We start from the raw sequence: 25,603 nt of genomic DNA, 5'->3' as shown, positions 1-25,603 counted from the left end.
CGATATGTTTAAAGATAGCAATACTTCCAGGAGGCGAAACTATGGCACAGGAGTCGCTGTTTTCTTCGGGACGACCGGCGTTGATTGTTCCGCTGACCGGTATAAACCAGGTTGAACTGCGCGGGCAAATTTCTCGGATCCCGCGGGTAGCAGACCTGGTTGAGTGGCGTCTTGACCAACTCCGCGACTACCATAACCCCGCCTACTTGCGAGAAATTGTGGAGGCCGTAGTTCCCGCTATCAAACTGCCTTGGCTAGCGACCTGCCGCAGCGTCCATCAGGGTGGAGGCTCACGGATGGTTCCTACCCACCAGTTTGAAACTATGAAGATGCTGGTGAAAGCGGGAGCCAGCGCCCTCGATATCGAGGACGATTTTTCTTTGGCAGCAGAGGCTTTAAATTATGCCCATGACCGGGGGGTAGTGAGCGTGCTTTCTCGGCATTATTTTGCGGCCGCGGAAGCCGAAAAAATGGATAGCGAAAAGATCTATGACTGGTTAGCTACCGCCCACGAACGCGGGGCGCAGGTAGCAAAACTGGCGCTCACAATCACCAGCGCCCGGCATCTGTTAGAAGTTTTTACCGCCATGGAAAACTATTATCGAGACACCGCTGGCCAGCGACTGTTTCTGGTTGCGGGTATGGGGGAGATCGGCACCGCTAGCCGCCTAGTTGGTGGGGTATTTGGTAACTGTGCTACTTTCGCGGCGCTGCCGGGAGCAAAACCCAGCGCCCCGGGACAAGTTACTGCCTCCTTGCAAGCAGAAGTACTATCCGCGCTCGGAAAGGGACAATCATAAAATGAGGAACATTGGTGAGGACGTAGGGCTACTGCTAGAAGTCGCAGACCGGGTAGACCGGTATACGCTAGCGCATTTTACCCAGCGCGACTATCAAGTGTATGAAAAAGCTGATCTGACCCCAGTGTCTGATATTGATCGCGGTGCCGAGCAAATGATTCGCCAGGCCTTAGCGGCTGCCCGCCCTGACGACTTGATTTACGGGGAAGAATACGGAGGAAACGCTGCCGAAGCTAACCAGGCTCGCTGGATTATTGATCCCATAGATGGCACCAAAAATTTTGTGCGGGGAGTTCCAGTCTGGGCAACCCTAATCGGTTTGGAACTTGCCGGAGAAATGGTGGCTTCGGTAGTTAGTGCCCCGGCTTTGGCGCGGCGCTGGTGGGCAGGTCGCGGCGTAGGTTCGTGGCGTTCCTTCCAGGAGGGAGAAGCGCAAGCTAATCGGGTTTCTAAGATAAGCGAACTCAAAGATGCTTCCCTTAGCTACTCCTCCCTGTCCGGGTGGGAAGAACGCGGCAAATTGACGGCCTTCTTGGAGCTGACTCGAAAAGTATGGCGCACCCGTGCCTATGGAGATTTTTATTCCTATATGTTGGTGGCCGAAGGGGTAGTTGACGCCGCAGCCGAACCGGAACTAGAAATCTACGATATGGCAGCATTAGTGCCCATCGTTGAGGAAGCTGGAGGGCGTTTTACCTCGCTGGAAGGAAAAAAAGGGTGCGTTAGTGGCAACGCCCTGGCTACTAACTCCCACCTACATCAACGGATTCTGACTATTTTGGGAGGCAAGTAGACGGCGGAAGGATTCTACCCGCCGTGCTTGCGCAGGATCGGTTTCTTCCAGCGCGCTCAACTGGCACCCCGGTGAAGACTGCCAATGAGCACACAGTTTAGGACAGCCGGTGGCTACCTCCGCTAGGTCCGGGAAGGCGGCTAACAGGTCGTCCTCGCTAATATGCGCTAAACCGAAAGAGCGAATCCCGGGAGTATCAATCAACCAGCCATTCTGGAAGGGGAGTGCCATCACCGAAGTAGAGGTGTGGCGACCGCGCCCGGTCACCTGGTTAACGTGTCCGGTGGAGCGGTCAGCCTGGGGGATAAGTTCATTCATCAGCGAAGATTTACCTACACCCGAGTGGCCTACCAGTACGCTGACCCGCGCAGCCAGCAGCTCGGATACCTCATCGATTCCTTCCCCGCTTTCGATACTGGTTACCACACTGGGAACCTGCAAAGGCCGGAAAAGTTCTAGCAGCGGCTCTGGTGAGGTCAGATCAGATTTAGTAACCAGCAGTAACGGTTCGATTCCGGCGCAGTAAGCGGCAACTAATAGCCGATCAATCATTCCCGGACGGGGGAGAGGATCAGCGCAGGCGGTGCAGATCGCCATTTGATTAGCGTTGGCTACCATCGGTTTTTCTTTCGCCCCGGGACTATCTTCAGCGGAGCGGGTTAGTTCTGTTTTTCGCGGTAAAACCTCCACAATCCGCGCCAGAGAGCCACTTTTTCCACTTAAATCCCCGGTGACCCGCACCTGATCCCCGACTACGATACCGTGCCTACCAAGTGCGCGGGCTTTTACCCCCACTAGCTTGGTGTCTCCCATTTGTACGTGGATACGACCGCGATCTACCGCGAACACAAAAGCGGTGGGACTATCAGAATAATCTACTTGCTTTTTTGAGCGGCGCGGTTTTGAGCGGGCGGGACGAACTCTAACTCGCGGATCGTCGGTGCCAATATCACGCCGCGCCATTAGCACCGGCCAACATGGCTTCCCAAGTCGCAGTAAAATCTGGGAAAGTTTTGCCTACGCACTCAATATCTTCAATTTGTACCCCGGGAACCCTAAGACCGATCAGGGCAGCAAACATGGCCATGCGGTGATCACCATAGGTTTGCACCAAATCACCATGTAAAGGTGCCGGAGAAATCCGGAGGGTAGTTTCACTTGCTTTAGCTTTACCACTCAAGCGGTTAATCTCCGTTTCGAGGGCGTTTAAACGGTCAGTTTCGTGTCCGCGCAAATGCCCGATCCCGGTAAGTTTTGAAGGCTCCACTGCTAAGGTACACAAGCCCGCCAAAGTAGGAGTTAATTCTCCTACCGCTTCTAAATCACATTGGGTACCACCGATTACCCCACTGCCTTGACAAACCAAGCTGCCCTCCGGAGAGCGGTAAATTCGCGCCCCCATAGGAGTTAGCAGTTGCCGCCAAGCATCCCCAGGTTGAAAAGTCTTAGCGGGCCAATGGGGAATACTAACTTGCCCGCCACAAATCATGGCCGCAGCTAGGAACGGTCCGGCATTAGTTAAGTCGGGTTCGATGCGGCGCTCACCTCCTCGTAAGCGGGCAGGTCGGCAGCGCCACAGATGACGAATCTGGCGAGTATTCCAATCTCCGCTTTCTCCACCCAGGTTTTCAATCTGCCCGCCACAGGCGTTTACTGCCGCTACTGTCATTTCCACATGACGAATAGAAGGTAAAACCGAGTCAACCTCTATCTGGAGTTCAAAAGGTAGTGCCGGGGAGACTAACAGGAGAGCAGAAACATATTGGGAAGAAGCAGAAGCATCTATCTGCAGCTGCTGCAGTTGCTCACTGGCAATAAGCTGACCGCTAATAGTAAAAGGCAAATGTCCCGGCTTTGGCATATCGCTAAATTTGGCGCCCAGCTGAGTTAAGGCATCTAGCAAGCCTTTCATAGGGCGAGCGCTGGCAGCATCATCGCCTTGAAAACGTACCGGCTGGCCACTAAGCAACGCTACCGGGGTCAGGAAGCGCATTACCGTTCCTGCCAGACCGCACTCGATAACCCCGGTTTGGGGAGATAACTGTGCCGGAGGAGTAATTAGGAGTCCTCCCGCTTGCTCCTCTACCTGGGCACCAAACTCTTCGATACCGGCAATCATCAAGTCGGTATCTCGGCAGTGCAGCGGATTGGTTATTAAAGTTGGCTCTTCCGCTAATAGCGCTAGCACTAAGGCGCGGGCAGTTAAAGATTTAGAGGGCGGAAGGGAGATTACCGCATTTAGCGGGGTAGTTTTAACGGGCGCGTTCCAGACACTCAAAACTTAGTCCTGTCTAGTGGGAAAAACTTCAGAGATTAGACCGGCATGGAGCGCTAAACCTTGCGAAATTCGTAAGGCATCAACCTTACCTGGCTGCCAGCCGTTCACAATGGTAGCTGCCCCGTTAGCTAACACCAAGGCACTAGTTGCTAGGGGAGAACGGCGGGTAGTAGCCATCCGCAAGGCCAATACGGTTACCGCCACTCCGCAAACTTTAGCAATAGTTTTCACATCGCTTTGGGTCAGAGGAGGAAAACCGTTCTTTTCCATTACCTCTAGGTGATGTTGGGCTAAGCGTGCATGCTTGTCACTGTTACGGATCGCGTCGATCCCCTCAATCATCAAAGGCGCTGCTATGAGCGCGCGAGAAAGTGCATACCTTTTAGCCATACTTCTATTCTTACCTAAGCTGCTGGCTATTTCTAGCTTCTGGGAGCTTAATTACCCAAACTAATGTTGCTGAAACCAAGCTAGAATGGAGTTAATGGAAACTGAAATCCTAGAGGCAGAGCTGGCAGGCACGGCGGCGTTACCTAAAACGGTAGCGCTTGATCACGGGAATACACCTGCTGGCGAGGACGGGAATGGGTCTCAGTCAGATCCCTTAGCTGCCGGTGATAATAAGGTGCTCCTTTCAGACCGTTTCAGCAAAGAAGCCCTACCATTGCTAGATCAGCTTTATGCAGGAGCGCTGCGACTTACTCGAAAACCTGCAGATGCGGAAGACCTGGTTCAAGATACCTATATGCAGGCTTTTCGTAAGTTTAACCAGTACCAACCAGGCACCAATCTAAAAGCCTGGATGTACCGGATTATGACTAATACCTTTATCAATCAGTACCGTTTAAGAACCCGACGTCCCCAAGAGCACGGTTCGGGAGAAATAACTGATCGAGCACAGGTAGCGCAATCACTGCATCATGGGGAGGGAATGCCCTCTGCCGAGACTACCGCTTTGGAGCGACTTCCGAATGAAACTATCCAAGCGGCCTTTGAAAAACTTTCCGATGAGCATCGGGCGGTAGTCTACCTGGCGGATGTGGAACAGTTCAGCTATAAGGAAATATCGCAGATTCTGGGAATCCCCCTAGGTACTGTAATGTCTAGGCTTCATCGAGGGCGCAGCCAACTTCGAGAGGAACTATCAGAATATGCCCGCGAGTACGGAATCGGGGTGAAGTAATGAACGAGCAGCCATGTGGGCGTGATCCCCTTAGACATGCCACGGAGGAGTCCCGGGAACTTAGTGAGGATGAGGCACGCCATATTGCTGAATGTCCTTGTTGCCGGAAAATCCTAGAGGCCGAAGCTGCCGGCATCTCCTTGTCTTTGCGGCGCTGCCTGTGTCACGGAACCGTGGCTCCTTCGACCTTACGGACTCGGATTGTGGAGAGTCTGGCGGTATATATGCAAACGGATGGGATGCAGATTGCCTATGAAGAACAACGCTACCAAGAAGATTAACCTTAAAATTGTTGGACTTTATGGGGAATTGGTTCAATAAGTTTTCCGCAAGCATCGTCAGTTTTCAAAAACTTAGAATTATATGTAAAACTAGGGACGTTGTTTATTAATTGGGAAGGTGTAAAAGATGTCTAAACGTGGACGTAAACGCAAAAGCCGCCGTACCAGTGCCGCCAACCACGGCAAACGGCCCAACTGCTAAGAGCTTTAGCTACCGCTAAGTCATTGCGGTAAAAGTTTTGGGGGGTGGTGACGAAAAGTCACCACCCCCCAAAAGCTTTTAACAGCGAACTAGGCGAAAGCCTTCTCCATTAGCTCGGCGTTCTCCGCTTTGTGTAACTTGGAATTACCGGCTGCCGGAGAGGCCGCTTCAGATCGGGAAGCTACTTGCAGACTCTTGCCGATAGCTCCTGAAAGATGCAAGGCCATAAAAGGCCAGGCGCCTTGGTTTTCTGGTTCATCCTGCACCCAGGTGAGAGGCAAATCTCCCCAGGTGTTTAGAACTTCCTGCAGCTCGACTACCGGGAGCGGATAAAGCTGCTCTAGCCGAACGATAGCGGTATCGAAACGTTCGCGCTTTGCCCGCTCTTTCACCAAGTCATAGTAGACACGCCCGCTACACAGCAGTACGCGGGAAGGCTGTCTTACCCGCTCGTCTACTTCGCCGATAACCGGCTTGAACTCCCCGGAAATGAAATCTTCTACCGGGGAAGCTGCCGCTGCTAAACGCAGCAATTGCTTCGGCTCGAAGGCAATCAAGGGCTTACGCGGGCGCTTATAGGCTTGCGCGCGTAGCATATGGAAATTATTCGCCGGATTTGAGGGCTGACATACCCACATATTTTCTTGGGCGCACAGTTGCAGGTAACGCTCAATGCGTGCCGAAGAATGATCCGGGCCTTGCCCCTCATAACCATGCGGCAATAGCATTACCACTCCCGAACGTTCATTCCACTTTTGGAAAGAGGAAGAAACGAACTCGTCGGTAACTGCCTGACCACAGTTAGCAAAGTCCCCAAACTGAGCTTCCCACAGCACCAAGGTTTCCGGAGATTCCACTGAATAGCCGTACTCGAAAGCTAGCGGTGCGTACTCGGACAGTGGAGAGTTGAATGCCTGGAAAGTTGCTTGTTCCTCAGTTAAGAAATTCAACGGTGTCCATTCGCGCCCATTTTCATAGTCGTGAATTACCGCGTGACGGTGGGAGAAAGTACCACGGCGCGAGTCCTGTCCACCGAGACGAACATTAGTGCCTTCCATTACTAGCGAACCATAGGCCAACATTTCGCCCATTCCCCAGTCGATCTTGCCTTCGCGCGACATGACTTCCCGCTTTTGCAGTACCTTCATGATCTTGGGGTGGGGGGTGAAGTTCTCGGGCACCCGAACCTGGGATTGGCCGATCCTCTCTATCTCTTCGCGAGTGATTGCCGAAGTCCAGCCGATCATCATCCCTTGACCTGGTTGCTGGGAGGTAGGCATTACCCAGCGGGTATCCCCGCCAGGATTGGTAGTATCGTCATGTTCTTCGGCGTCGAATTCTTTCTTTTCCCGGGTTTCCTGGAAAATCTTGTTCAGGTCATCGTGGTATTCCTGCAAGGCTTCTTGGGCTTTTTCTTCGCTCAAATCTCCGCGCCCAATCAAGTTACGGGTATAAACCTCGCGCGTGGTGGGCAGGCTATCAATTAGTGAATAAAGCACCGGCTGGGTCATGGAGGGGTCATCGCCCTCATTATGTCCGCGCCGACGGTAACAGACCATATCGATGATTACGTCTTTATGGAATTCTTGCCTAAACTCAAAGGCTAGCATGGCGGCCTTCACCACGTCTTGCGGGTAATCCCCGTTAACGTGGAAAATTGGAACTTGCAGACCTTTAGCTAAATCGGTGCAGTAACGGGTAGAACGCCCCGAAGTTGGCCCGGTAGTAAAACCGATCTGGTTGTTTACAATAATGTGCACGGTGCCGCCAGTACGGTAACCGCGCAATTGGGACATATTCAGGGTTTCCTGTACCACGCCCTCACCAATAAAAGCGGCGTCACCGTGGATAAGGATCGGCATGACCTGGCTTTCTGCATCTTTCCCACCCCCTAAGCGATCTTGCTTAGCGCGAGTGATACCTTCGGTAACCCCATTGGCCGCCTCCAGGTGGGAGGGGTTTGCGGTCAGGGACACCAGCACCCCTTCGCCCTCGCCAGCAGAATAAATACCCTCGGTGCCCAGGTGGTACTTCACATCTCCAGAACCTTGAGTAGAGTTCGGATCCAGATAGCCTTCAAATTCGGAGAAGATCTGGCCATAAGATTTACCGGCCACATTAGACAGCACATTCAAGCGGCCACGGTGAGCCATCCCGATAGTGATTTCTTTTACACCAGTGCGTGAAGCACTAGATAGCATCTTGTCTAGCAGCGGAATCAGGGATTCTGCGCCTTCTAGCGAGAAGCGTTTTTGCCCGACGTATTTGGTTTGCAGGAAAGTCTCGAAAGCTTCGGCATGATTGAGCATACTGAGTACATGCATCTGCTCTTCTTTCGAGAGCTTCTTCGAGGGCTTTTCGATGCGGCTTTGTACCCAGCGGCGCTGAACCGGGTCTTGAATATGCATATATTCGATCCCGATAGCCTGGGTGTAGGTGGCGCGCAGTTGCTCTAACAGATCCCGCAAGTTCATAGTGTCGCGGCCAGCGAAACCACCGGTAGGGAAGACCCGATCCAAATCCCAAACGCTCAGTCCGTAAGATCCGATAGAAAGATCCGGGTGGCGGCGCAGGATTTGCTGCAAAGGATCGGTATTGGCGGCCAGGTGTCCTCGGGAGCGGTAAGCATGGATTAATTCCGCAATCCGGGCAGGTTTACCTTTTTCTGTTACCTGATCGTAGTTGAAATCTCGTTCCCACTGATAGGGCGCATGGGCAACCCCTAAAGTGGAGAACACGCGCTCAAAGAAGCCGTCATGGCCGGTAAGTTTCTGTTCAATAATCCGCAGGAACTCCCCAGAGCCGGCACCCTGGATCACGCGGTGATCGTAGGTGGAAGTCATGGTCATGATTTGACCGATGCCGGCGTTGGCCAGTTGCGAAGGTGAGGCCCCGGCCCATTCTGCAGGGAACGAGGTAGCGCCCACACCAATGATCGCCCCTTGACCAGTCATTAGCCGGGGAACTGATTGTTTGGTACCCAAGGTTCCGGGGTTGGTTAAAGTAACGGTTCCTCCCGCAAAATCCGCAGGTTTTAGGGAACCGGCACGCGCCCTTTTAACTAGATCCTCGTACGCATCAATGAATTGCCGGAAGTTTAAAGTATCGGCCTTGTGAACTACTGGAACCATTAGCGAGCGGGAACCGTCTTCCTTGGGAAGATCGATCGCTAGTCCGAAACCGACATGCGCAAACTTGCGGATGCAACCATGTCCGTCCTCGTCCTTTTCAAAGCGGACGTTCATGGATGGCATTTCGACTAGCGCTTCAATAATGGCGTAACCGATTAGGTGGGTGAAGGATACCTTACCGCCGGTAGTGGCCGCCAAATGGGTATTTATTACTTTGCGATTTTCGATTAACAGTTTGGCGGGAATCTCGCGGGCAGAAGTAGCGGTGGGAATCTGCAGCGATTCATCCATATTCTTAACTACCGCTTTAGCCACCCCGCGGAGGCGCTCTACCGTATCTTCCTCATCACTGTCACCTGCCGGGCCGAGATTTAGAGCCGTTTTCCGGGCGACGTAGGGAGAGGTCGGTTCTGAGGCGGCCACCGGGGGAGCGGGAGGCAAATCGGAACGAGTTACGTCCCGGGCACTTACCGCTGAGCCGGTTCCCTTCACCTTGTGAGGCTGCTTTTCTTGGGGTTCTGGCTCTTTGATCTGCTCATTGCGTGCTTCCAAAGCGGAGAAGTATTCTCTCCAGTCTTCGGGAACCGACAGAGGGTCGGCGCAATATTTGTCATAAAGATCATCGATGATCTCCTGGTTGATCGGGCTTACCGAATGATCCACTTGATCTTCCGAATTGGGCATGGCGCTTCCTTTTCTGGATGGTGACGGAGTGTCCAATAAGATACTAAGCCTATTTAGTTCGAAAGTCCTAGCATTTCTCTCGATATTGAGAGAGTTTATGTAGACTTTACTAATGTTGGTGCATTGCTATTAAAATAGCTTACGAATTGCCTACTTGAAGAGGTGTTTTTGGTATGTCCTCCCCGGGTTTGATGATGGTGGTGTAGTTGCCTGATAGCGTTTATTACCTGTTAATGGTGCTTTTGGGGGTCTTATTGACGATCGGTACCGCCCTGTTTGTGGCGGCCGAGTTTTCCATGCTGGCTCTCGACCCCACCCAGGTAGAGGAGAGGGTGAAGCGTAAAGAAAAGGGAGCTGCCGGAGTTCTAAAAGCTTTGCAGCATTTGTCGACCCAACTTTCAGGGGCGCAAGTGGGAATCACTCTCACTACCATCCTATTGGGGTATACCACGCAGACTGCGCTTACTTCTTTGTTTGCGCAGTTATTACAGGACATAAAACTGGCAGCCTCGCTGGCCACGGCCATTGCGGTGGTGGTAGCTCTGATATTGGTCAACGCCTTTTCTATGGTGTTCGGGGAACTGTTCCCCAAGAACCTGGCGTTAGCTAAACCTTTCGAAATTGCCCGGGTGGTAACTCCCCTCCAACGCGGTTTTACCGTCGTATTTAAGCCGATAATTACGCTGCTTAATGGGTTATCTAACCAGGTGGTTCGCGCTTTGGGGGTAGAAACTTTAGAACAGTTATCCTCGGCGCGTTCAGCTTCGGAACTAACGGCGATGGTTCGCCACAGCGCCGAAGCCGGTACCTTAGATTTATCTACTGCCACGATTTTTACCCGCTCCGTAGGGCTAGGTAGGCTTTGCGCTCGCGACGTGATGACTGACCGGAGACGGATGGAATCTTTAGAGGCTGGGCAAAGCGCCGAGGACGTGGTGGAGCTTTCGCGGAGCACCGGGCACTCTCGATTCCCGGTTATTGGCGAGGATGCCGATGATGTTCTCGGTTTGGTGCATTTACGTCGCGCAGTGGCGGTGCCTTTTGTTAAAAGAAAAAACGTGCCAGTTACTGCCCAGTCCCTCCTGGTTAAGGCACTACGCGTTCCCGAAACCGTCAGGCTCGCACCGCTGCTAGTGCAATTGCGGGAAGCGGATCTGCAAATGGCGATTGTGGTTGATGAATATGGCGGTACCTGCGGCATTGTGACTCTAGAGGATGTAGTGGAAGAAATCGTGGGGGAAGTGGCTGACGAACACGACTTACGCCGGCGTGGTATCCGCCTCGAGGGTGATAATAAGTGGCTGGTAGATGGGATGTTGCGTCCCGATGAAATAGCTGACCGGATTGAGGTGCTGCTACCAGATGATGGTCCTTATGAAACAATTGCCGGTCTGATCTTGGTTGTTGCCGGTAAGATTCCCCAGGTGGGGGAGAGGTATAAGGTTCGTGGTCATATCTTGACGGTGGCAAAAATGGAGGGGCGTCGGATTGAGAAAGTGCTGATTAGTAGCTCCAAATCCGCTTCGGGAACTCGACCTACCGCGAAACTTAGCGGGCAGGATCCCCGTAAAGGGGGCGAAGGAAATGTCTGATTGGTTGGCACTGATAATCGCGGTAGCGTTACTGGCTGCAAACGCGTTTTTCGTGGCCGGAGAGTTTGCTGTTACCTCCACCCGGCGCTCGCAAATTGAGCCTTTGGCCGCGCAAGGTAAACGGGGGACGAAAGCAGCGCTGTGGGCGGTAGAGCATGTTTCCCTGGTTTTAGCGGTAAGCCAATTGGGGATTACCTTAGCTTCTACCGGGTTAGGTGCTGTAGCTGAGCCAGCATTAGCGCATTTAATCGCGCGTCCGCTAGATTTCTTCGGAGTATCGCCCTCGCTTACCCACCCCATCGCCTTCGTGTTAGCGCTGATAATAGTGGTATTTTTACATATCGTTTTGGGAGAAATGATTCCCAAGAATCTCACGGTAGCCACATCGGTGCGGGTCTGTCTGGTCATTTCTCCACATTTGGTACGGATTGCCCGGGCAGTACGTCCTATTGTGCACGCCCTTGATAACAGCGCTAACTGGTTCGTGAAAATACTGGGGATAACCCCTCGTTCGGAAGTTTCGCAGTCTTTCACCATTGAAGAAGTGGCGGCGATTGTCGCAAAATCCACCGCCGCCGGAACCCTGCACGACGATTTGGGATTATTATCGGGGACCTTGGAGTTTTCTAAAGAGGATGTACGTTCAGCGATGGTTCCGCGCGCGCAACTAGTTACTTTGGACTGGCCGCTAACCGCTGCCGACTTTGAAGCTGAAGTGGCAAAAACCGGGTTTTCTCGTTTCCCGATTAGTGATGAATCTGGTGACTTGCAAGGGTATTTGCATCTGAAAGATGTTATTTTCGCTGATTCTAGCGCTGCTCGCCAGGCGCCTCTGGAATCTTGGCGAGTTCGGGTCCTCCCGGAGGTTTGCCCTGATGAAGAAGTAGAGGACGCATTAAGAGTTATGCAAAAAACCGGGGTTCACCTGGCTAAAGTCAATGAAAACGGGCAAACTATTGGGGCTATTTTCTTAGAAGACATTTTGGAAGAATTAGTGGGAGAAGTCCGCGACACTATGCAGCGAAGCGAAAACTAACTCTGTTCTGGGTGGCATCGCAAATGCCGTATTCGCGAAGACACTCACTGGCTATACTGACTAGTAGGTTCGTTGGCTCATTTGTTGGGAGTCTTTATCTATGGATAGGTGTCCGCGTTGCCAAAACCCAGTTGTGAACGGGGTAGCATCCTGCCAAAACTGTGGGTACCAACTAAATGATCCCCAGGTACAGGATATGGATCAAACCCGGTTAGCCGGTCAAAGCAATCAATCATCGCCGCTGTCCAAAGCCGACAGGGGGTACCCCCATTTTTCTCCGCCGTCTGCCGCGACTCCTCCCCAACCGGTGGGATCTGGGTACCAGGCCTGGCAACAACCGGTTTATCCGCAATCCCCGCCTGCTCCCTATAATCCTGGCTCTAATTTTTATTCCGCGAATCCCCCGGGATTACTAGGCGATATTTCGAAAGACCCGAAGAAAAAATGGTACCGGAATAAGCAGGCACTATTGCCGATCCTTATCGGGGTAGTGGTGGCTATTGCGCTAATTTCCGGGGTTGCCTATACGCTCAGTGCTAGATCAAAGCCGAAACCTACTGCCGCTGCTTCTACTCAAAGCACCCAAGCTACCGCCTCCGAGATTCCCACTCCCGAGGTTACGAAAGTGGAGTTGCGAGCTGATAATAGCTGGCAGTGGCAGGGGGGAGCAATGATAACCAAAGCTTTCAACACCGGAGGGCAAGAAAGCCCACAGTATTCTTTTAAAGTTTGGACCCCCAAACTGAAAGACAAAACGGTTGAATGCACATTTTCCCCGGTGCAAAACGGCGAAAAGATGACGGATCAAGATATTTCAGTGGCCGCAACCTACGGAGAAGATCCCGCTGTTTTCGTGGTGTATACCGTGCTAACCAAAGCGATGGGAACTTCTCCGGAAACCGTACATCTTTATGCCCAAGAACTGCAGCTGCCTTCATGTAAGGCTAAACCCCGCATTTACCTGCAAACCGAGGCAGATAACGTAGTCAATGATCGTCAAGATTATAGTTACCGCATCGTGGGGAAGTCAGAAAAATCAGTAGCGGTGGCAAAAATCTGGAGCAGCGAATACAAGAAGCCGGATGCTTTAGTTAAGACAGTTCAGCGGCACGTGCAAGTAATGTCGCTAACTGGGGGACAGAACAAAGCCGCCTCCTTGCAAGAACTAGCTGCCGACAAAGATGAGTTTGCGGTTTCAAGTAGTGTTACCAATGATATCTACATGATTGCCACAGGGAAACGGCGGTTCTATTCTATTGACAGTAATCAAGTCTTATTTGAGCTGCCATTAAATATCGATGTTGGTGATCCCAGTTGCTACAAGCCGGTAGGTGAGGGTACTAGCTTAAACCTATTCAGATTGAGCAATGAGCAATATTTGTTCTCCTGTCAGACGTCTGACGACGAAAAGCACAGTCTTCCTAATGTCTTTTTGGTGGACAGCACCGGTAAGCTTACCCCGCTGATTGGTCTATTTAAAGTTGCCACCGACCATCCAGATTTTAAAAGTGTGACTATGAAACAACTAAAAGATGGGTCGGTGTTGGTAACCTGTGGAGCTTCCTACCAAGTTTTCCATCTGGGAACCGACGGGAAAGTCAGTGAAATCTTGGATAGTGCGCAGTTCGAGCGACTGTTGCATAGCGATGATAGTCACTTTGGAGCTACCAATTACTTGACTAATCAATTTTATGTACAAACTACCGATGAAATTTTGGCGATGGATTTGGCAGGCAAGAGCGTAAAAACCTTAGATGAGGAGCCCGAGATAGTATCCCTGGCAACCGATGTAACTAAGATAAATTGGATTGCCTGGAACCCCGCCGAGAATAGCTCAGATACTGGAGTAGTGCTAACTACCGGGGGGCTTCCGGAAGAGGAAGTAGCCGCTAAATAAGGATTGCGGGAGCGAATGCCTGCGCCCGTACTACTGGCGCAGGCTGGGCTGTTCCAGCCAGCTGATAATCGAGCTATTTAAGTACCAAATTGTTGTTGAATCTGGGGGATAGCGTCTTAATTATTGTGCTACGTTAGATATAGAAAACCTGTTCCCACATATGTTTTTTAGGATAATAATGACAAATAACCAGCAGAATCCGCGTTATCCGCAATCGTCCCAACCGGCACTTCCTCAAGCTAGTCCGTATCCTGCCCGTCCTCCGATGGCGGGCGCGCCGCAGCCCCATCCTTATGGTGGTCAGTTCCCTAATCATCCGAAAGCGGGTCAGCAGCTAGTTCCGCTGGCTAGTCCGTATCCTGCCCGTCCTCCGATGGCGGGTGCGCCACAGCCCCATCCTTATGGTGGTCAGTTCCCTAATCATCCCCAAGCCGGTCAGCCGGTAGTTCCCCCGTCTCAGCCCTTTCCTGCCCAGATGCAGACTGCTAGGACGCAGACTAGACCTGCAGGGGAGCCGGCTCCTAGTGCCAGCATCAGTACCAACGTATATGTGAATGCGCCTGTTTCTGGGCAGAGAAACGGTATCGGTACCGCGGGGTTCGTTTTAGCGCTACTGGGTATTTTTTTGGCCTGGATTCCAGTTGCAGGTTTCATAATTTGGATTCTAGGAGCGATCTTCTCCCTAATCGGTATTTTCCGTAGACCTCGTGGGCTTGCTATCGCGGGCGCTGCAATCTCTTTTTCGGGAATAATTATTCTTTTGCTGATGATTGTAGGTTTTGCTTCGTATTTCTAGTTCAGCGGGGAAATGTGGTCAGGTAATGACCATTCCGACCTGCTCTGGATAAAGCGTTACAAATTCGTTATTATTTCAGGGTTGGTTAGTTTTCCGGAGGAAGTAGGTATGGACGAATCGGCTATGCCCAGGCGTTCTCGCCGCGCCGAACGGAAGAGAATACGACGTTTTCGGCGCTACGCTGCGGTTCCCCGTGCCCTCGTGATTCTAGCTTTAGCAGCAGTTACTATCATTGCGCCGTTAACCGGATTCGTGCAGGCTAATAAACCCGGCTCTATGATCGCTCAAGTCTTATCTGTGCACACTGACGCAGAAAGCTGGGCGGGCAGTGTCCACTCTCTGGAAGCGGTAGATTCCGAAGAAGGACTGGTTCCAGTACCAGCAGCCGGAACTCGGGCGCGGATATTAAGTGCGGATCCTCAATGTCAATTCTCAAATGTGGGATCGGGTAACCGGGCTGTTCAAACTATGTCCAACGAAGGCGCGATTCTATTTCCCTTGCAGCGGGGAACCTTTCACCAATCTTCTCCCTTCGGGGAGCGTATACACCCGATATCTGGCATATTGAAACTACATTCGGGAACGGATTTTGCAGCTCCCGCGGGCACCCCGATCCATTCCCTAACCGATGGGGAAGTAGATTTTGTCGGCCCCATGGGTGGGGGAGGCAATACGGTGCGAGTTAAACATGTTATCGATGGGGCAACTGTTTACTCCCAATACAAACACATGCTTCCGGGATCTTTTGCGGTGACAGTGGGACAACAGGTCAAGGCGGGAGATCAGTTGGGGGCGGTGGGCTCTACCGGGAACTCTACCGGCAATCACCTACACTTTGAGATCATGCCTGGCAATGAAAGTAACTATGTTGATCCAGTTCCCTGGCTTGAATCCCATCATTTCCGCTACCTGGGACAAAAATGCGAATAACGCCCCAAATTATTGCCCATAGAGGGGGAGCCGGAGAAACCCTAGAGAACACTCGCGAATCCATCGGCTACGCACTTTCTCAAAAGGTAAGTCGCTACGAAACCGATGTCCGTGCTCTTAAAGATGGCACTGTGGTGTTGCAACACGATTCCCAGTTAACAACCCCTTGGGGCAATTCCCGTACAGTCGGAGAGCTTACTTCCCAAGAATTCTTTGCGCTTCGCGGACCGGCAGGACAACGCCCGATTTCGTTAAAAGCCGCCCTCGAAGATTTCCCTACCTTAGCCTATAACGTGGATATCAAAGAGCCGCGTTCCCTGGAGGGAGCTTTACGGGCAGTGAGCGATGCAGATGCCTGGGAGCGAGTAGTTTTTTCTTCGTTTTCTTCCCGCACTCTGGCGAAGCTACGAAAATGTCACCCGGAGGCGCAAACCTGTTTATCTCCAGTCGAAGTTGTACAGGCGCTGGTCGCTGCCCACAGCGCCAGTAAGCGGCACTTCGATTGCGCTGGTGCTTTTGCTCAGGTGCCCCTCAAATGGAAAGGCATCACCGTGGTAGACCGTGTTTTTGTCTCCTGGTGTCATAGCCAAGGAATTAGAGTAGAACCTTGGACAATTAACGAGAAAACTGAGATGTTGCAGCTAGCAGACCTGGGTGTAGATGCCGTCATGACTGATTATCCCGCGCTTGCCAAAGCTGCAATTACTGCCCGCTCAGCTACTTACCCTGATACGCTTGGGGCATGAGAATACATGTTGCATGCGATCACGCCGCATTTGAATTAAAAGAAGCTCTAGTTAGTCATCTTCAGGAAAAAGGCTTAGAGGTGATTGATCACGGATCAAAGGAATACGATGCTGAGGACGACTATCCCAATACTTGTATTCCTTGTGCCGAAGCAGTCTTGGCAGATAATGGTTCTTTAGGGGTAGTTTTAGGGGGATCCGGTAACGGCGAACAAATGGCCGCTAACTGTGTTAAAGGGATTCGCGCCGCCTTGGCTTGGAGCTTGGAGACTGCCAAACTTGCCCGGATGCACAATAATGCCCAAATCGTGGCGGTAGGTGCGCGCATGCACGAGATACCAGAGGCCTTAGCAATAATCGATGCGTTTATTGCGGAGCCTTTCACGGGGGAGCAGCGGCACCAGCGGCGTGTTGACCTAATGGCTAAATACGAGCAAGAAAACTAGACGCCGTGCCAACCAGGTAGAGATCCCGCCGCAAATGGCGGCGGTGAAAACTGAGAATACAAATAATAGGGGGTGGGGATCGGATCATTGCTGTCCGATCCCCACCCCCTATTAGGACAGTTGATTAATACTTAACTAAAGAGTAGACCTGCTGAGCGATGGCGAGCTCCTCATTAGTGGGAACCACCAGTACTTTTACTGTAGATTCTGGGGTAGAAATAATTGCTTCGCGGGTAAAATGCTCCTCATTAAGCTCCTGGTCGATTTTAACTCCCATAAAGGCGAGACTTCTGCACAGTTCCCAGCGAACTCCCGGATCGTTTTCGCCCACTCCGGCAGTGAAAGTCAGGGCATCTAGCCCGCCGAGCAGCGCCCAGTAGGCTCCCACATATTTCAAGAGGCGATGCAGATAGATTTCCATGGCCATCTCGGCCTGTTCATTTCCGGCCTCGATCAATTTCCAAATCTCGCGCATATCGTTATGCCCGGTCAGCCCCTTCATACCTGACCGGCGGTTGAAGAGTTCATCAATTTCGTCGATGCTCATCTCAGCCTCGCGGTAGAGCTGGAAAACTGCAGCCGGATCAATATCGCCAGTGCGGCCTCCCATCACCAAGCCTTCTAGGGGGGTTAGTCCCATCGAAGTATCAATAGGATGGTGGCGTATAATCGCGGAAGCGGAGGCACCATTGCCGAGGTGCAACACGATCTGTTTCAAATCGTCGGTTCCCAAAATGGAACGTACTCTCTGGGAAACATACTGGTGGGAGGTGCCGTGGGCGCCATAACGGCGAATGCGGTACTTTTCGGCGACTGATCGTTTCAGAGCGTAAGTGTATGCCTTTTCAGGTAGGTGATTAAAGAATGCCGTGTCAAATACGGCTACATGCGGAACCTTCGGCAATATGCGCTTGGCGGCATCAATGCCCTTTAAGTGTGCCGGGTTATGCAGCGGACCCAGGGGGCATAGTTCTTCGATCAAACCGTAAACGTCTTTGTCGATTACTGCTGGTCCAGAAAAATAGGGACCGCCTTGTACAATCCGGTGTCCTACTCCCACTACGTGAGATTCTTGCAGAGACGGACCGATCTTTTCGAATAGTTCTTCGACTATTGCCATCCCCTCGAGGTGGTCGCGCACTGAGCGTACCATCTTCTCTTCCACGTCATGATAGACGTGCTTGATCCGGCTCCTGTCTTCGCCGATTTGCTCAACGATTCCTCGAGCTATCTCTTCACCGGTTTCTGGATTCATCAGCTTGTATTTAATGGATGAAGATCCAGAATTGATTACTAGAATAGTATCGTTTTCCACGCCCTTTTCCTCCTTTGGGGGACTTATCCCTGTGCCTGAACTGCAGTAATAATAATGGTGTTAACTATATCTTCTATCAAAGCCCCGCGGGATAGGTCGTTGACAGGTTTATTTAATCCCTGCAGGATTGGCCCTACGGCTATGGCTCCTGCGGTGCGTTGCACCGCTTTATATACGCAGTTTCCAACATCAAGGTGGTTAAAAACAAATACGTTAGCCTGTCCCGCCACCGGCGAAGCCGGGCATTTCTTTTCCGCCACGGTTTTATCGATAGCCGCATCGAATTGCAAGGGGCCATCTACTGCTAATTCGGGGTGAGCATCTTTGACTATCTCGGTTGCCGCTAATACTTTTTCCACGGTTTCCCCTCTGCCAGAATCTCCGGTGGAATAAGAGACTAGGGCAACTTTGGGATCGATGCCGAATTGGGAGGCAGTGCTGGCGCTGCTGGCAGCAATATCGGCAAGCTGATCCGGGTTTGGGGCAATCGAAACTGCGCAATCGGCGTAGAGATGGGCGTGATTGGAAAACAGCATTAGGAAAGCCCCGGACACGGTCGAAACCTCTGGCTTGGTTTTTATTATTTGGAGGGCGGGGCGAATGGTGTTAGCGGTGGTGTGACAAGCTCCTGAAACCATGCCGTCGGCGTCGCCACTTTCGATCATCATGGTGCCAAAATAGGCGGAATCTTGTAATAGTTGCCGGGCTTTTTCTACGGTGACGCCTTTATGGGCTCGCAGCTCGGCAAGCCGGGAAGCGTATTTGTCTAGTCGTTCCTCGTCGCGTAACGAGACTACTTGGGACCCGGCTAAATCGAGGTTTAGTTTCTGCGCCCTGGAGGCGATCTCCGCCTCTTCACCCAGCAGGATAATTTTCGCTGCCGAAAGCTTTAGAATTTGCGCGGCGGCCTGCAGGACGCGGTCGTCTTCAGATTCAGGTAACACGATAGTGCGCGGGGCAGCTTTCGCACGCTCGGTCAGCATACCCTGGAAGGTGAGGGGAGGGATCGCGGGACGTGGCGCATTTTTTAAAGTAGGTGCTAACTTGGCTAGATCTTCCGCGCTTACCTCGCTACCGCTGACGGCAACTACCGGCGCGTGTTCGAGGGAAACCGAAGGGGTAAAGCCAGCGTTGAGTAAAATAGTGGCTAGGGGAGTTCCCCCTGCTTGGGAAGCGTTAAACGCCATTATGTGTCCGGTATTAACTGCTGCTTCCTCATCCATTCCAGAAGCATCAATTAATAAAACCATGGGGGCGAGTAGGTGAGAAGCGGCGCGAGCATGTACGGAGGCGATATCTATCCCGTTGAAAGCCGTGGTAAAGGAACCATCGTAGAGGGCGGGGATGGAAACCGGGAAAGCGTCAATTAGTTTTTGGGCAGCTGGTTTGGATTTCAAAACCCAATCATGGGGTTGAGGCAATCCGTTCTGAAATATCGGTTGAACCTGCAAGTTCCCCAGCAGCTGCGTTAAGGCCGCAGTAATGGTTTTAGTGTTGATATTTGCCTGCAGGGGCGCCAGATAGTAGGAGTTCGCCATTGCCGTTTGTTTCCTTCCGATTCTTTGAAAACTGTCCACCCCTAGACTACCAGGTAAATTAATGCTCAAATAAAAGTAATACTAAAGTATTTGGTCGTTGCTGAGGAAAAATATATTTAGCTTGAAGGCACCTAGGGAAATAATTTCCCGCTATGCTGGAATACGTGAATGAATCAAGTCCTGACTGGGTACGTCCCGTCCTCGTATTCGATATGGGTGCGCAAACCGCACAGTTGATTGCGCGGCGGGTGCGGGAAGCCCATGTATATTCCGAAATTGTTTCTCCTAAGCTCTCTGCGGAGCAGATTCTGGCGCGCAAACCACTGGCTTTAATCGTTTCCGGAGGGCCGCATTCGGTTTATGAAGACGGCTCTCCCCACATTGATCCGCAACTTTTAAACAGCGGAGTTCCGATTTTGGGAATTTGCTATGGCTTCCAGATGCTCACCCAGATGTTGGGGGGTGAAGTTGCCAGCGCCGGACGTCATGAATATGGCAAAGCTGAAGCTACGGTCGCTGCCGACTGTCCCCTATTCGCGGATACCCCGGCTGAACAGGTGGTATGGATGTCTCACAATGATGAGGCGAAAGCACTGCCGGCAGGGGCAAAAGTGGTGGCCAGTTCGCCTGGTGCCCAAATAGCAGCCTTCGAAATTGAGGGCAGACCCATTTGGGGAGTGCAATGGCATCCCGAGGTGCGCCACAGTGAATACGGTAGTCAATTGATCAAGAATTTCCTGTTCAATGCTGCCGGGCTGGAGCCTAACTGGGATCCACAGTCTATTAAGGAACACGAAATCCGCCAGATTCGAGAAAGAGTAGGCAATGCCCGGGTGATCTGCGGGCTGTCTGGCGGAGTTGACTCTTCAGTCGCCGCCGCCCTGGTACATCGAGCCGTGGGTGATCAACTTACCTGTATCTTCGTAGACCACGGTCTGCTACGGGAAGGAGAACGAGAACAAGTCGAGCGTGACTACGCGGCTTCCAGTGGCGTAAAGATCGTCACGGTAGATGAATCCGAACGTTTCCTGAACGCCCTCGCTGGAGTAAAAGAACCGGAACAAAAACGCAAGATTATCGGGCGAGAGTTTATCCGCGCCTTTGAGGACGCCCAGCGCGCCCTCGTGAAAGAAGCCGGCGAAGCCGGAGAAGAAATAAAGTTCTTGGTGCAAGGAACTCTATATCCCGACGTTGTGGAATCAGGTGGGGGAGAAGGATCCGCCAATATCAAGTCTCACCACAATGTGGGAGGATTACCAGAAGATCTCTCCTTCGAATTGATCGAACCTTTGCGTACTCTCTTTAAGGACGAGGTACGCGCGCTAGGGATAGAGCTAGGCTTGCCAGAAAATCTGGTGTGGCGCCAGCCGTTCCCGGGTCCCGGTCTGGGGGTGCGGATCCTAGGGGAGCTCACTAAAGAAAACCTAGATATTTTGCGGGCTGCTGACCGGATAGTCCGGGAGGAGCTAACCGCTGCGGGGCTAGATCGCCAGATTTGGCAATGTCCGGTGGTGCTGCTGGCAGATGTACGTAGCGTCGGGGTGCAAGGAGATGCCCGCACCTATGGGCATCCGATTGTGATTCGCCCGGTAGTGACCGAGGACGCAATGACTGCCGATTGGTTCCGCTTGCCCTACGACGTGCTGGAGCGGATTTCTAACCGCATTACCGGGGATGTTCCCGAGATCAACCGGGTGGTGCTAGATTGCACCTCCAAGCCCCCGGGGACCATCGAATGGGAATAACCGAAATCGGCTATTACACACCCTGCCCCCAGCGATTAAATAGCCGCTGAGGGCAGGTATCCGTTGACTCTGGCCAGTTTTTGGTCTATTTAGTGCTCAAGGGAAGGTTTTTCCTGCCGTTTTTGCTCAACCCTTCTTTAGATTTTTACGATGCTAGAATTTGCGTATTGCAACAATTTGAAAGGAAGTCCATTGAGTAACTCACCCCATTTCCAACCTGATGAAGAAGCTCAGCAACCAGACGGATACGAAACTAGATTGGCTCCTAACGGTAGCTCTAGTTCCGAAAACAGTTCATTTTCTCCTGAAGCCGGCTCCTCACAGCCATCAGCTCCCGCTAACGGGGTAAATCCCCCGCTTCCTCCCGCTCCGCCAGGTGGGATGAATCCCCCATATCCGTCAGGGGGATATCCGCAACCGGTGCCTCCCGCTGGCTATCCGCCTTATCCGCCGCAAGGGATGGTCGGAATGCCGCAGACGCTCCCTCCGTCAGCTGAGGTACCCCAGGGAGAAATGGTGGGGTATTCCCCAGCAGGATATCCATCCGCTAATCCGGCACCGATGCAGTCACCTTATGCTGCTAATCTTCCCGGTTATCCGCAACCCCAAAAAGCACCCAACGATTTTGTGCTCGCCTTAAAAGCTATTTGGCCTACTTTTGTAGCCATGCACAAATCGGAGGGGCAACTTCGGGTAAAAGCCAACTCCCAGTTGAAACACTGGTGGTGGGTAATGATGCTGCTGTTTTCCCTATTAGCGGGGCTCAGCGCCTCAGTCCTGGTAGCACGCAGCGCCGATATCTTCTCGGGGGGAATATTCGGTGGCTCGAGGTATGGTGCCTATAGCATTTTATATTTCGGGTATTGGTTCCTTTGCTTCTTCGTCTTCACCCTGGTAGCCTTCGCGGCAGTTATTCTGAGGGCGGCATTAGCATTAGCTGCTGCTCGCACCAAGCAAAGTACCATCACCTTTACTCAAGTCGCTTCCATAGTTGCGACTGGGCTGGTCATGCCTTCCTTTGCGTTAGCGTTAGTATTCTTGATTTCTCTGCTCCCGATTCCGGTGTTACCACTATTATTGATAGCGATTCTCCAATTACTGCTATCGGCCTCCCTACTGATTATGGAGCTCCTAATCTTTGGAGGCTTAAAAGAACTGTATCCGCAAGATAAAAGCCCGGAGATGCGGCATACCGTTTTCTATATCATCTGGACGCTTTGCGTTTCCCTAGTAATTGGGGTGCTCGCGGTTCCGACCGGGGCTTATGCCGTCACCTACAGCGCAAAAGCTGCGGTAGAAGATACGCTGCAACAGCAGGTAGATCAGCTGGAAGATCTCAAGGGACTGTTCAATCAGTAGTGCCTATCAGGTGCGTCCTTGGACGGCACTAGCGGATAAGGATTATTGAATCGGGGTTTCCTCCAGAACCAAACTGGAGGAAACCCCGATTTTTCACTATAAGCTACTCTTAGCCCGAGATTAGTCTCCCCAGCTCTGGCATTACCTCAGCTACTTAGTTCGGAGCGGAGAATGCCGCTGATTCCGTGGTACTCCGCCTTTTTTCCGGGGTATGACAGACCTACTGCCCCCTATAGCGAAGAGTAAGAATCGTGATAGTCGCTGATTTCAAACCCTTTAATTGACATTTCAGCTATTAAGTCGGAACCACCTGAGCCCAGTATCGGATCAGTTCCGTAAATATTAATCCTGCCGGGACCAACAATTTTCACCACTCCGTTTTCTAGAGCCGGCCCAATTGCAGCTAGATAGGGATGCTTGGGGTCTGCTGGATCAAAAATCGCCAGGTTGAAGCCAGTTCCTTCGAATACGTCGACTACCAGCAGGGCATCTAAATAACCGTCTGCGTTTACATCCCCGTATCCCACTGCATAGGATTTATTCGGATCGGGTGGGAAACTTGCCTGGTCAAATAGCTTACCAACATTTTTATCTGCTAGCGTGATCGCGTCCATATGCGACTCCGGGTTCATGGGCGCGGGAGTAAACTGTTCAACCGAGGTTCCATTTTTCATGGTTGCCCAACATTCACTGGTGGCAGCCGGCATCTTCCGGGCAACAGGAGTTCCATCAGCATGCTGCCAAAAATTAGCTTCGGCGCATTCCGGGGAGTTTTCGAAGGGCTGGAAAGCGTTGGCGAAGTCAATATTTTTAATGGCATCTTTTGCCACCTCAGGTTCACTCGGCTGGGTATCGGCTTGGCCTAGTTCTTCCTCAGGAGAATCTTGTGCCTGCGAGCTGCCGGTAAGTGCCATTACCTCGAGTTCATTGGAAACGCCCTCTGCTAAGGGATCCGGGGCTTGGGGCTTTGCGCTCTGGGTATTAGCGTCAGAATCCGGGCTGGCTTGTCCCGAGGAATCCCGAGCCACCCTGGTGGTGTAAACGGCTTTCCCACTGCAGGTTACCGAGGCAGGTTTTTCCAGGTTCTGTACCCACAGCAGTTTCGTGGTTTGGGGACTGTAGGCCACGATTTGCCGGGCGTTACTAGCGGTGGGGCTGGCTCCGACTACCAGGCGTTTATCGCTGTAGATTTGTTCTTTAAAGTGGTATTTTTTATTCCGGATGCTGGGGAGGGTGGGGGTACTGGCCAGCCGGTGGGTAGGTATTACCCTGCGCATAAAACTGATAAGGGGTGCCTGGGGGAGGGGAAGGGAAGCTGCCCGAGGGCGTGCGCGAGGCTGAACCGAATCCAGCTTCATTAGGGGTAAACGTTGGCATGTTTCTACTCTAACAATCAAGACTCCTGTTCAGCAGTAAAAATAGAATAACAAAGGCGGCGTGAACAGCCTTGTCGCAAAACGCCTTCACTCCCACCCCTTTCGATCTTCCGGCCTTCAATCCGCTGAACTAAGAAGTGAGCACCTACTGGTAGCCGAAATATTTACCCAGGTTGTTTCCACGCTGGTAGCGATATTCTCCGGGAAGTGCTGCGACCTGGTTTCAGCCTGGCTAGCATGGAAGAGGACAATCTGAAAGGCTAATGAAAGGAAAAAACTCATGGCAGTTCATGACAATGGACCAGAGCCCTATAGCTTCGATTTGGAAACCGAAACTAAGGAAAACACCAACTACCGTACCACCGCCTGGACTGGGAAATACCTGCAGGTAACCCTAATGTCTATACCGGTAGGTGAATCTATTGGCCTGGAAGTACACCCTGATAATGACCAATTCCTGCGCCTGGATGCGGGTAAAGGCAAAGTGGTAATGGGGGACGCCGAAGATAACCTCACCTTCGAGCAAGAGGTCGGCGACGGCTGGGCAGTAATGGTACCGGCCGGCAAATGGCACGACATTATTAACATCGGTGATGAACCGATGAAGGTTTATGCAGTTTATTCGCCTTCCCACCACGCGAAGGGAATCGTACAAGAGACTTTCGCGCAGGCGGAAAAGGATGAGGAATCCGGTAAAGACGTTCCTCCCGAATGGACCGCACAGCTAGGTAAATAGCTTATTTATCTGATAGGTGACTCCAGTAGGTAGCCCACTTTGGCTACTTATCGAGTGAGCGCCTACAAGTAAAAAAGCTAGTGGCGCCGCCCCGATTTCGGGGCGGCGCCACTAGCTTTTTTACTCACAGATATTAGGTTTTAACCCAGATTTTTCAGATACATACTCTAGGACTGCAGTCGATCCAGCGCGGCATCTAGACGGGTTAGTTTCGCGGTCATTTCACCGCTGCGGCCAGGACGAATATCTGCTTTTAGCACTAAGGAGACCCGCGGAGCATATTGGGATACCGCTTCACAGGCGTCCTTGACTACCTGCATACATTCATCCCATTCGCCTTCAATAGTGGTGAACATGGAATCCGTACGGTTAGGCAGTCCCGAATCCCGAATAACTTTTACCGCGGCAGCAACGGCGTCATGAACTCCGCCCTCAGCATCGGCGGTAGAAGGAGTAATAGAAAATGCAACTAACATATTTTTACTTTAGTACCTAGAGCCTCGAAACGGACTGGCAGATCGAAGTCCACAACCCGATAGCCTGATTCGCGTGTATTTGAAAGCTATCCCGCAAACCTGAAGTTCTTCCTCGGCATTAAGAGAATCAATAAAAGGTGAGACGAATTGCTTGCTGGTTTCTAGTAGCTGATTAGTACGCTAGGCGCTGCCCCTGGTAGGCTAAAAGGGTAGTTGGTTCCTGTGGACTTGTTCTAATAAGTCCCGGGCAAGCAACTAACAGG

23 protein-coding genes are annotated in these 25,603 nt (G+C 52.0%); 15 read left to right on the top strand and 8 right to left on the bottom strand.

Annotated elements, in window-relative coordinates; genetic code table 11:
* Positions 1 to 41: 41 nt before the first annotated feature.
* Together E6072_RS04720 and hisN are read left to right on the top strand one after the other, a co-directional pair.
* Positions 42 to 800, top strand: a complete 759-nt coding sequence (locus tag E6072_RS04720) for a type I 3-dehydroquinate dehydratase (protein ID WP_316694112.1) — start codon at positions 42 to 44, stop codon at positions 798 to 800.
* Between the two features lies 1 nt (position 801).
* On the top strand, positions 802 to 1,593 hold the full coding sequence (hisN, locus tag E6072_RS04715) for a histidinol-phosphatase (protein WP_316694110.1): 792 nt from the start codon (positions 802 to 804) through the stop codon (positions 1,591 to 1,593).
* Here hisN and rsgA read toward each other — a convergent pair.
* Genes rsgA through E6072_RS04700 form a run of 3 tightly spaced genes read right to left on the bottom strand, consistent with a single transcriptional unit; the run spans position 1,555 to position 4,261 of the window.
* Positions 1,555 to 2,556 (bottom strand): ribosome small subunit-dependent GTPase A, encoded by a 1,002-nt coding sequence (gene rsgA / locus E6072_RS04710; RefSeq protein ID WP_316694108.1) that lies wholly within the window; start codon positions 2,554 to 2,556, stop codon positions 1,555 to 1,557. The genes hisN and rsgA overlap by 39 nt on opposite strands.
* A complete protein-coding gene (gene aroA / locus E6072_RS04705; RefSeq protein ID WP_316694107.1) occupies positions 2,543 to 3,871 on the bottom strand; it encodes a 3-phosphoshikimate 1-carboxyvinyltransferase in 1,329 nt (442 codons plus the stop codon). The genes rsgA and aroA overlap by 14 nt, the downstream gene beginning before the upstream one ends.
* Positions 3,872 to 3,874: 3 nt before the next feature.
* Positions 3,875 to 4,261, bottom strand: coding sequence for a hypothetical protein (locus tag E6072_RS04700; protein WP_316694106.1), 387 nt, complete (start codon positions 4,259 to 4,261; stop codon positions 3,875 to 3,877).
* Between the two features lie 94 nt (positions 4,262 to 4,355).
* Between E6072_RS04700 and E6072_RS04695 the strand changes: the two genes are divergently transcribed.
* The 3 genes from E6072_RS04695 to E6072_RS08850 all read left to right on the top strand — a co-directional run bounded on the left by E6072_RS04695 (position 4,356) and on the right by E6072_RS08850 (position 5,537).
* The gene (locus E6072_RS04695) at positions 4,356 to 5,054 is read left to right on the top strand and encodes a sigma-70 family RNA polymerase sigma factor (RefSeq protein ID WP_316694104.1); all 699 of its coding nucleotides are present in this window, start codon (positions 4,356 to 4,358) and stop codon (positions 5,052 to 5,054) included.
* On the top strand, positions 5,054 to 5,335 hold the full coding sequence (locus E6072_RS04690) for a hypothetical protein (protein WP_316694103.1): 282 nt from the start codon (positions 5,054 to 5,056) through the stop codon (positions 5,333 to 5,335). Before E6072_RS04695 ends, E6072_RS04690 begins: the two co-directional genes overlap by 1 nt.
* A 127-nt stretch (positions 5,336 to 5,462) precedes the next feature.
* Entirely contained in the window at positions 5,463 to 5,537 is a 75-nt protein-coding gene (locus tag E6072_RS08850) for a 50S ribosomal protein bL37 (RefSeq protein ID WP_373277209.1), read from the top strand.
* Between the two features lie 89 nt (positions 5,538 to 5,626).
* Here E6072_RS08850 and E6072_RS04685 read toward each other — a convergent pair whose 3' ends face one another.
* On the bottom strand, positions 5,627 to 9,352 hold the full coding sequence (locus tag E6072_RS04685) for a multifunctional oxoglutarate decarboxylase/oxoglutarate dehydrogenase thiamine pyrophosphate-binding subunit/dihydrolipoyllysine-residue succinyltransferase subunit (protein ID WP_316694102.1): 3,726 nt from the start codon (positions 9,350 to 9,352) through the stop codon (positions 5,627 to 5,629).
* 233 nt (positions 9,353 to 9,585) lie between these two features.
* Here E6072_RS04685 and E6072_RS04680 point away from each other — a divergent pair, with 233 nt between their 5' ends.
* From E6072_RS04680 to E6072_RS04650, 7 genes are all read left to right on the top strand, one after another.
* Positions 9,586 to 10,944, top strand: a complete 1,359-nt coding sequence (locus tag E6072_RS04680; protein WP_316694220.1) for a hemolysin family protein — start codon at positions 9,586 to 9,588, stop codon at positions 10,942 to 10,944.
* Positions 10,937 to 11,980 carry a hemolysin family protein gene (locus E6072_RS04675; RefSeq protein ID WP_316694100.1) on the top strand — a complete coding sequence of 348 codons (1,044 nt, stop codon included), beginning with the start codon at positions 10,937 to 10,939 and terminating at the stop codon, positions 11,978 to 11,980. The genes E6072_RS04680 and E6072_RS04675 overlap by 8 nt, the downstream gene beginning before the upstream one ends.
* Before the next feature lie 196 nt (positions 11,981 to 12,176).
* The gene (locus E6072_RS04670; protein WP_316694098.1) at positions 12,177 to 13,877 is read left to right on the top strand and encodes a hypothetical protein; all 1,701 of its coding nucleotides are present in this window, start codon (positions 12,177 to 12,179) and stop codon (positions 13,875 to 13,877) included.
* A 178-nt stretch (positions 13,878 to 14,055) separates the two neighbouring features.
* The gene (locus E6072_RS04665; protein ID WP_316694097.1) at positions 14,056 to 14,673 is read left to right on the top strand and encodes a hypothetical protein; all 618 of its coding nucleotides are present in this window, start codon (positions 14,056 to 14,058) and stop codon (positions 14,671 to 14,673) included.
* A 108-nt stretch (positions 14,674 to 14,781) separates the two neighbouring features.
* Positions 14,782 to 15,603 (top strand): M23 family metallopeptidase, encoded by an 822-nt coding sequence (locus tag E6072_RS04660; RefSeq protein ID WP_316694096.1) that lies wholly within the window; start codon positions 14,782 to 14,784, stop codon positions 15,601 to 15,603.
* Positions 15,594 to 16,349, top strand: coding sequence for a glycerophosphodiester phosphodiesterase family protein (locus E6072_RS04655; RefSeq protein ID WP_316694094.1), 756 nt, complete (start codon positions 15,594 to 15,596; stop codon positions 16,347 to 16,349). Before E6072_RS04660 ends, E6072_RS04655 begins: the two co-directional genes overlap by 10 nt.
* On the top strand, positions 16,346 to 16,795 hold the full coding sequence (locus E6072_RS04650) for a ribose-5-phosphate isomerase (protein ID WP_316694092.1): 450 nt from the start codon (positions 16,346 to 16,348) through the stop codon (positions 16,793 to 16,795). The genes E6072_RS04655 and E6072_RS04650 overlap by 4 nt, the downstream gene beginning before the upstream one ends.
* 124 nt (positions 16,796 to 16,919) lie before the next feature.
* Here the strand turns inward: E6072_RS04650 and E6072_RS04645 are convergent, their stop codons facing one another.
* Together E6072_RS04645 and pta are read right to left on the bottom strand one after the other, a co-directional pair.
* Positions 16,920 to 18,110 carry an acetate kinase gene (locus E6072_RS04645; protein ID WP_316694090.1) on the bottom strand — a complete coding sequence of 397 codons (1,191 nt, stop codon included), beginning with the start codon at positions 18,108 to 18,110 and terminating at the stop codon, positions 16,920 to 16,922.
* Positions 18,111 to 18,133: 23 nt separating this feature from the next.
* Positions 18,134 to 19,648: a phosphate acetyltransferase gene (gene pta / locus E6072_RS04640; RefSeq protein ID WP_316694088.1), complete on the bottom strand. Its 1,515-nt coding sequence runs from the start codon at positions 19,646 to 19,648 to the stop codon at positions 18,134 to 18,136.
* 164 nt (positions 19,649 to 19,812) lie between these two features.
* On the opposite strand from pta, the gene guaA reads away from it, so the two are divergent.
* Complete coding sequence (guaA, locus tag E6072_RS04635) at positions 19,813 to 21,393, top strand: glutamine-hydrolyzing GMP synthase (RefSeq protein ID WP_316694086.1); 1,581 nt, start codon at positions 19,813 to 19,815, stop codon at positions 21,391 to 21,393.
* Positions 21,394 to 21,585: 192 nt separating this feature from the next.
* Positions 21,586 to 22,752: a hypothetical protein gene (locus E6072_RS04630; RefSeq protein WP_316694084.1), complete on the top strand. Its 1,167-nt coding sequence runs from the start codon at positions 21,586 to 21,588 to the stop codon at positions 22,750 to 22,752.
* A 230-nt stretch (positions 22,753 to 22,982) separates the two neighbouring features.
* Here the strand turns inward: E6072_RS04630 and E6072_RS04625 are convergent, their stop codons facing one another.
* Entirely contained in the window at positions 22,983 to 24,029 is a 1,047-nt protein-coding gene (locus E6072_RS04625; RefSeq protein ID WP_316694083.1) for a hypothetical protein, read from the bottom strand.
* A gap of 379 nt (positions 24,030 to 24,408) precedes the next feature.
* On the opposite strand from E6072_RS04625, the gene E6072_RS04620 reads away from it, so the two are divergent.
* A complete protein-coding gene (locus E6072_RS04620; protein WP_316694081.1) occupies positions 24,409 to 24,864 on the top strand; it encodes a cupin domain-containing protein in 456 nt (151 codons plus the stop codon).
* A 167-nt stretch (positions 24,865 to 25,031) separates the two neighbouring features.
* On the opposite strand, the gene E6072_RS04615 is transcribed toward E6072_RS04620, so the two are convergent.
* The gene (locus E6072_RS04615; RefSeq protein WP_316694080.1) at positions 25,032 to 25,340 is read right to left on the bottom strand and encodes a thiamine-binding protein; all 309 of its coding nucleotides are present in this window, start codon (positions 25,338 to 25,340) and stop codon (positions 25,032 to 25,034) included.
* Positions 25,341 to 25,603 lie beyond the last annotated feature (263 nt).

Origin of the sequence: Varibaculum cambriense (genome assembly GCF_032557235.1) — a bacterium.
Lineage (GTDB): Bacteria > Actinomycetota > Actinomycetes > Actinomycetales > Actinomycetaceae > Varibaculum > Varibaculum cambriense_C.
The sequence above is the reverse complement of the archived record's forward strand: the minus strand, read 5'-3'. Positions and strand labels throughout refer to the sequence as shown.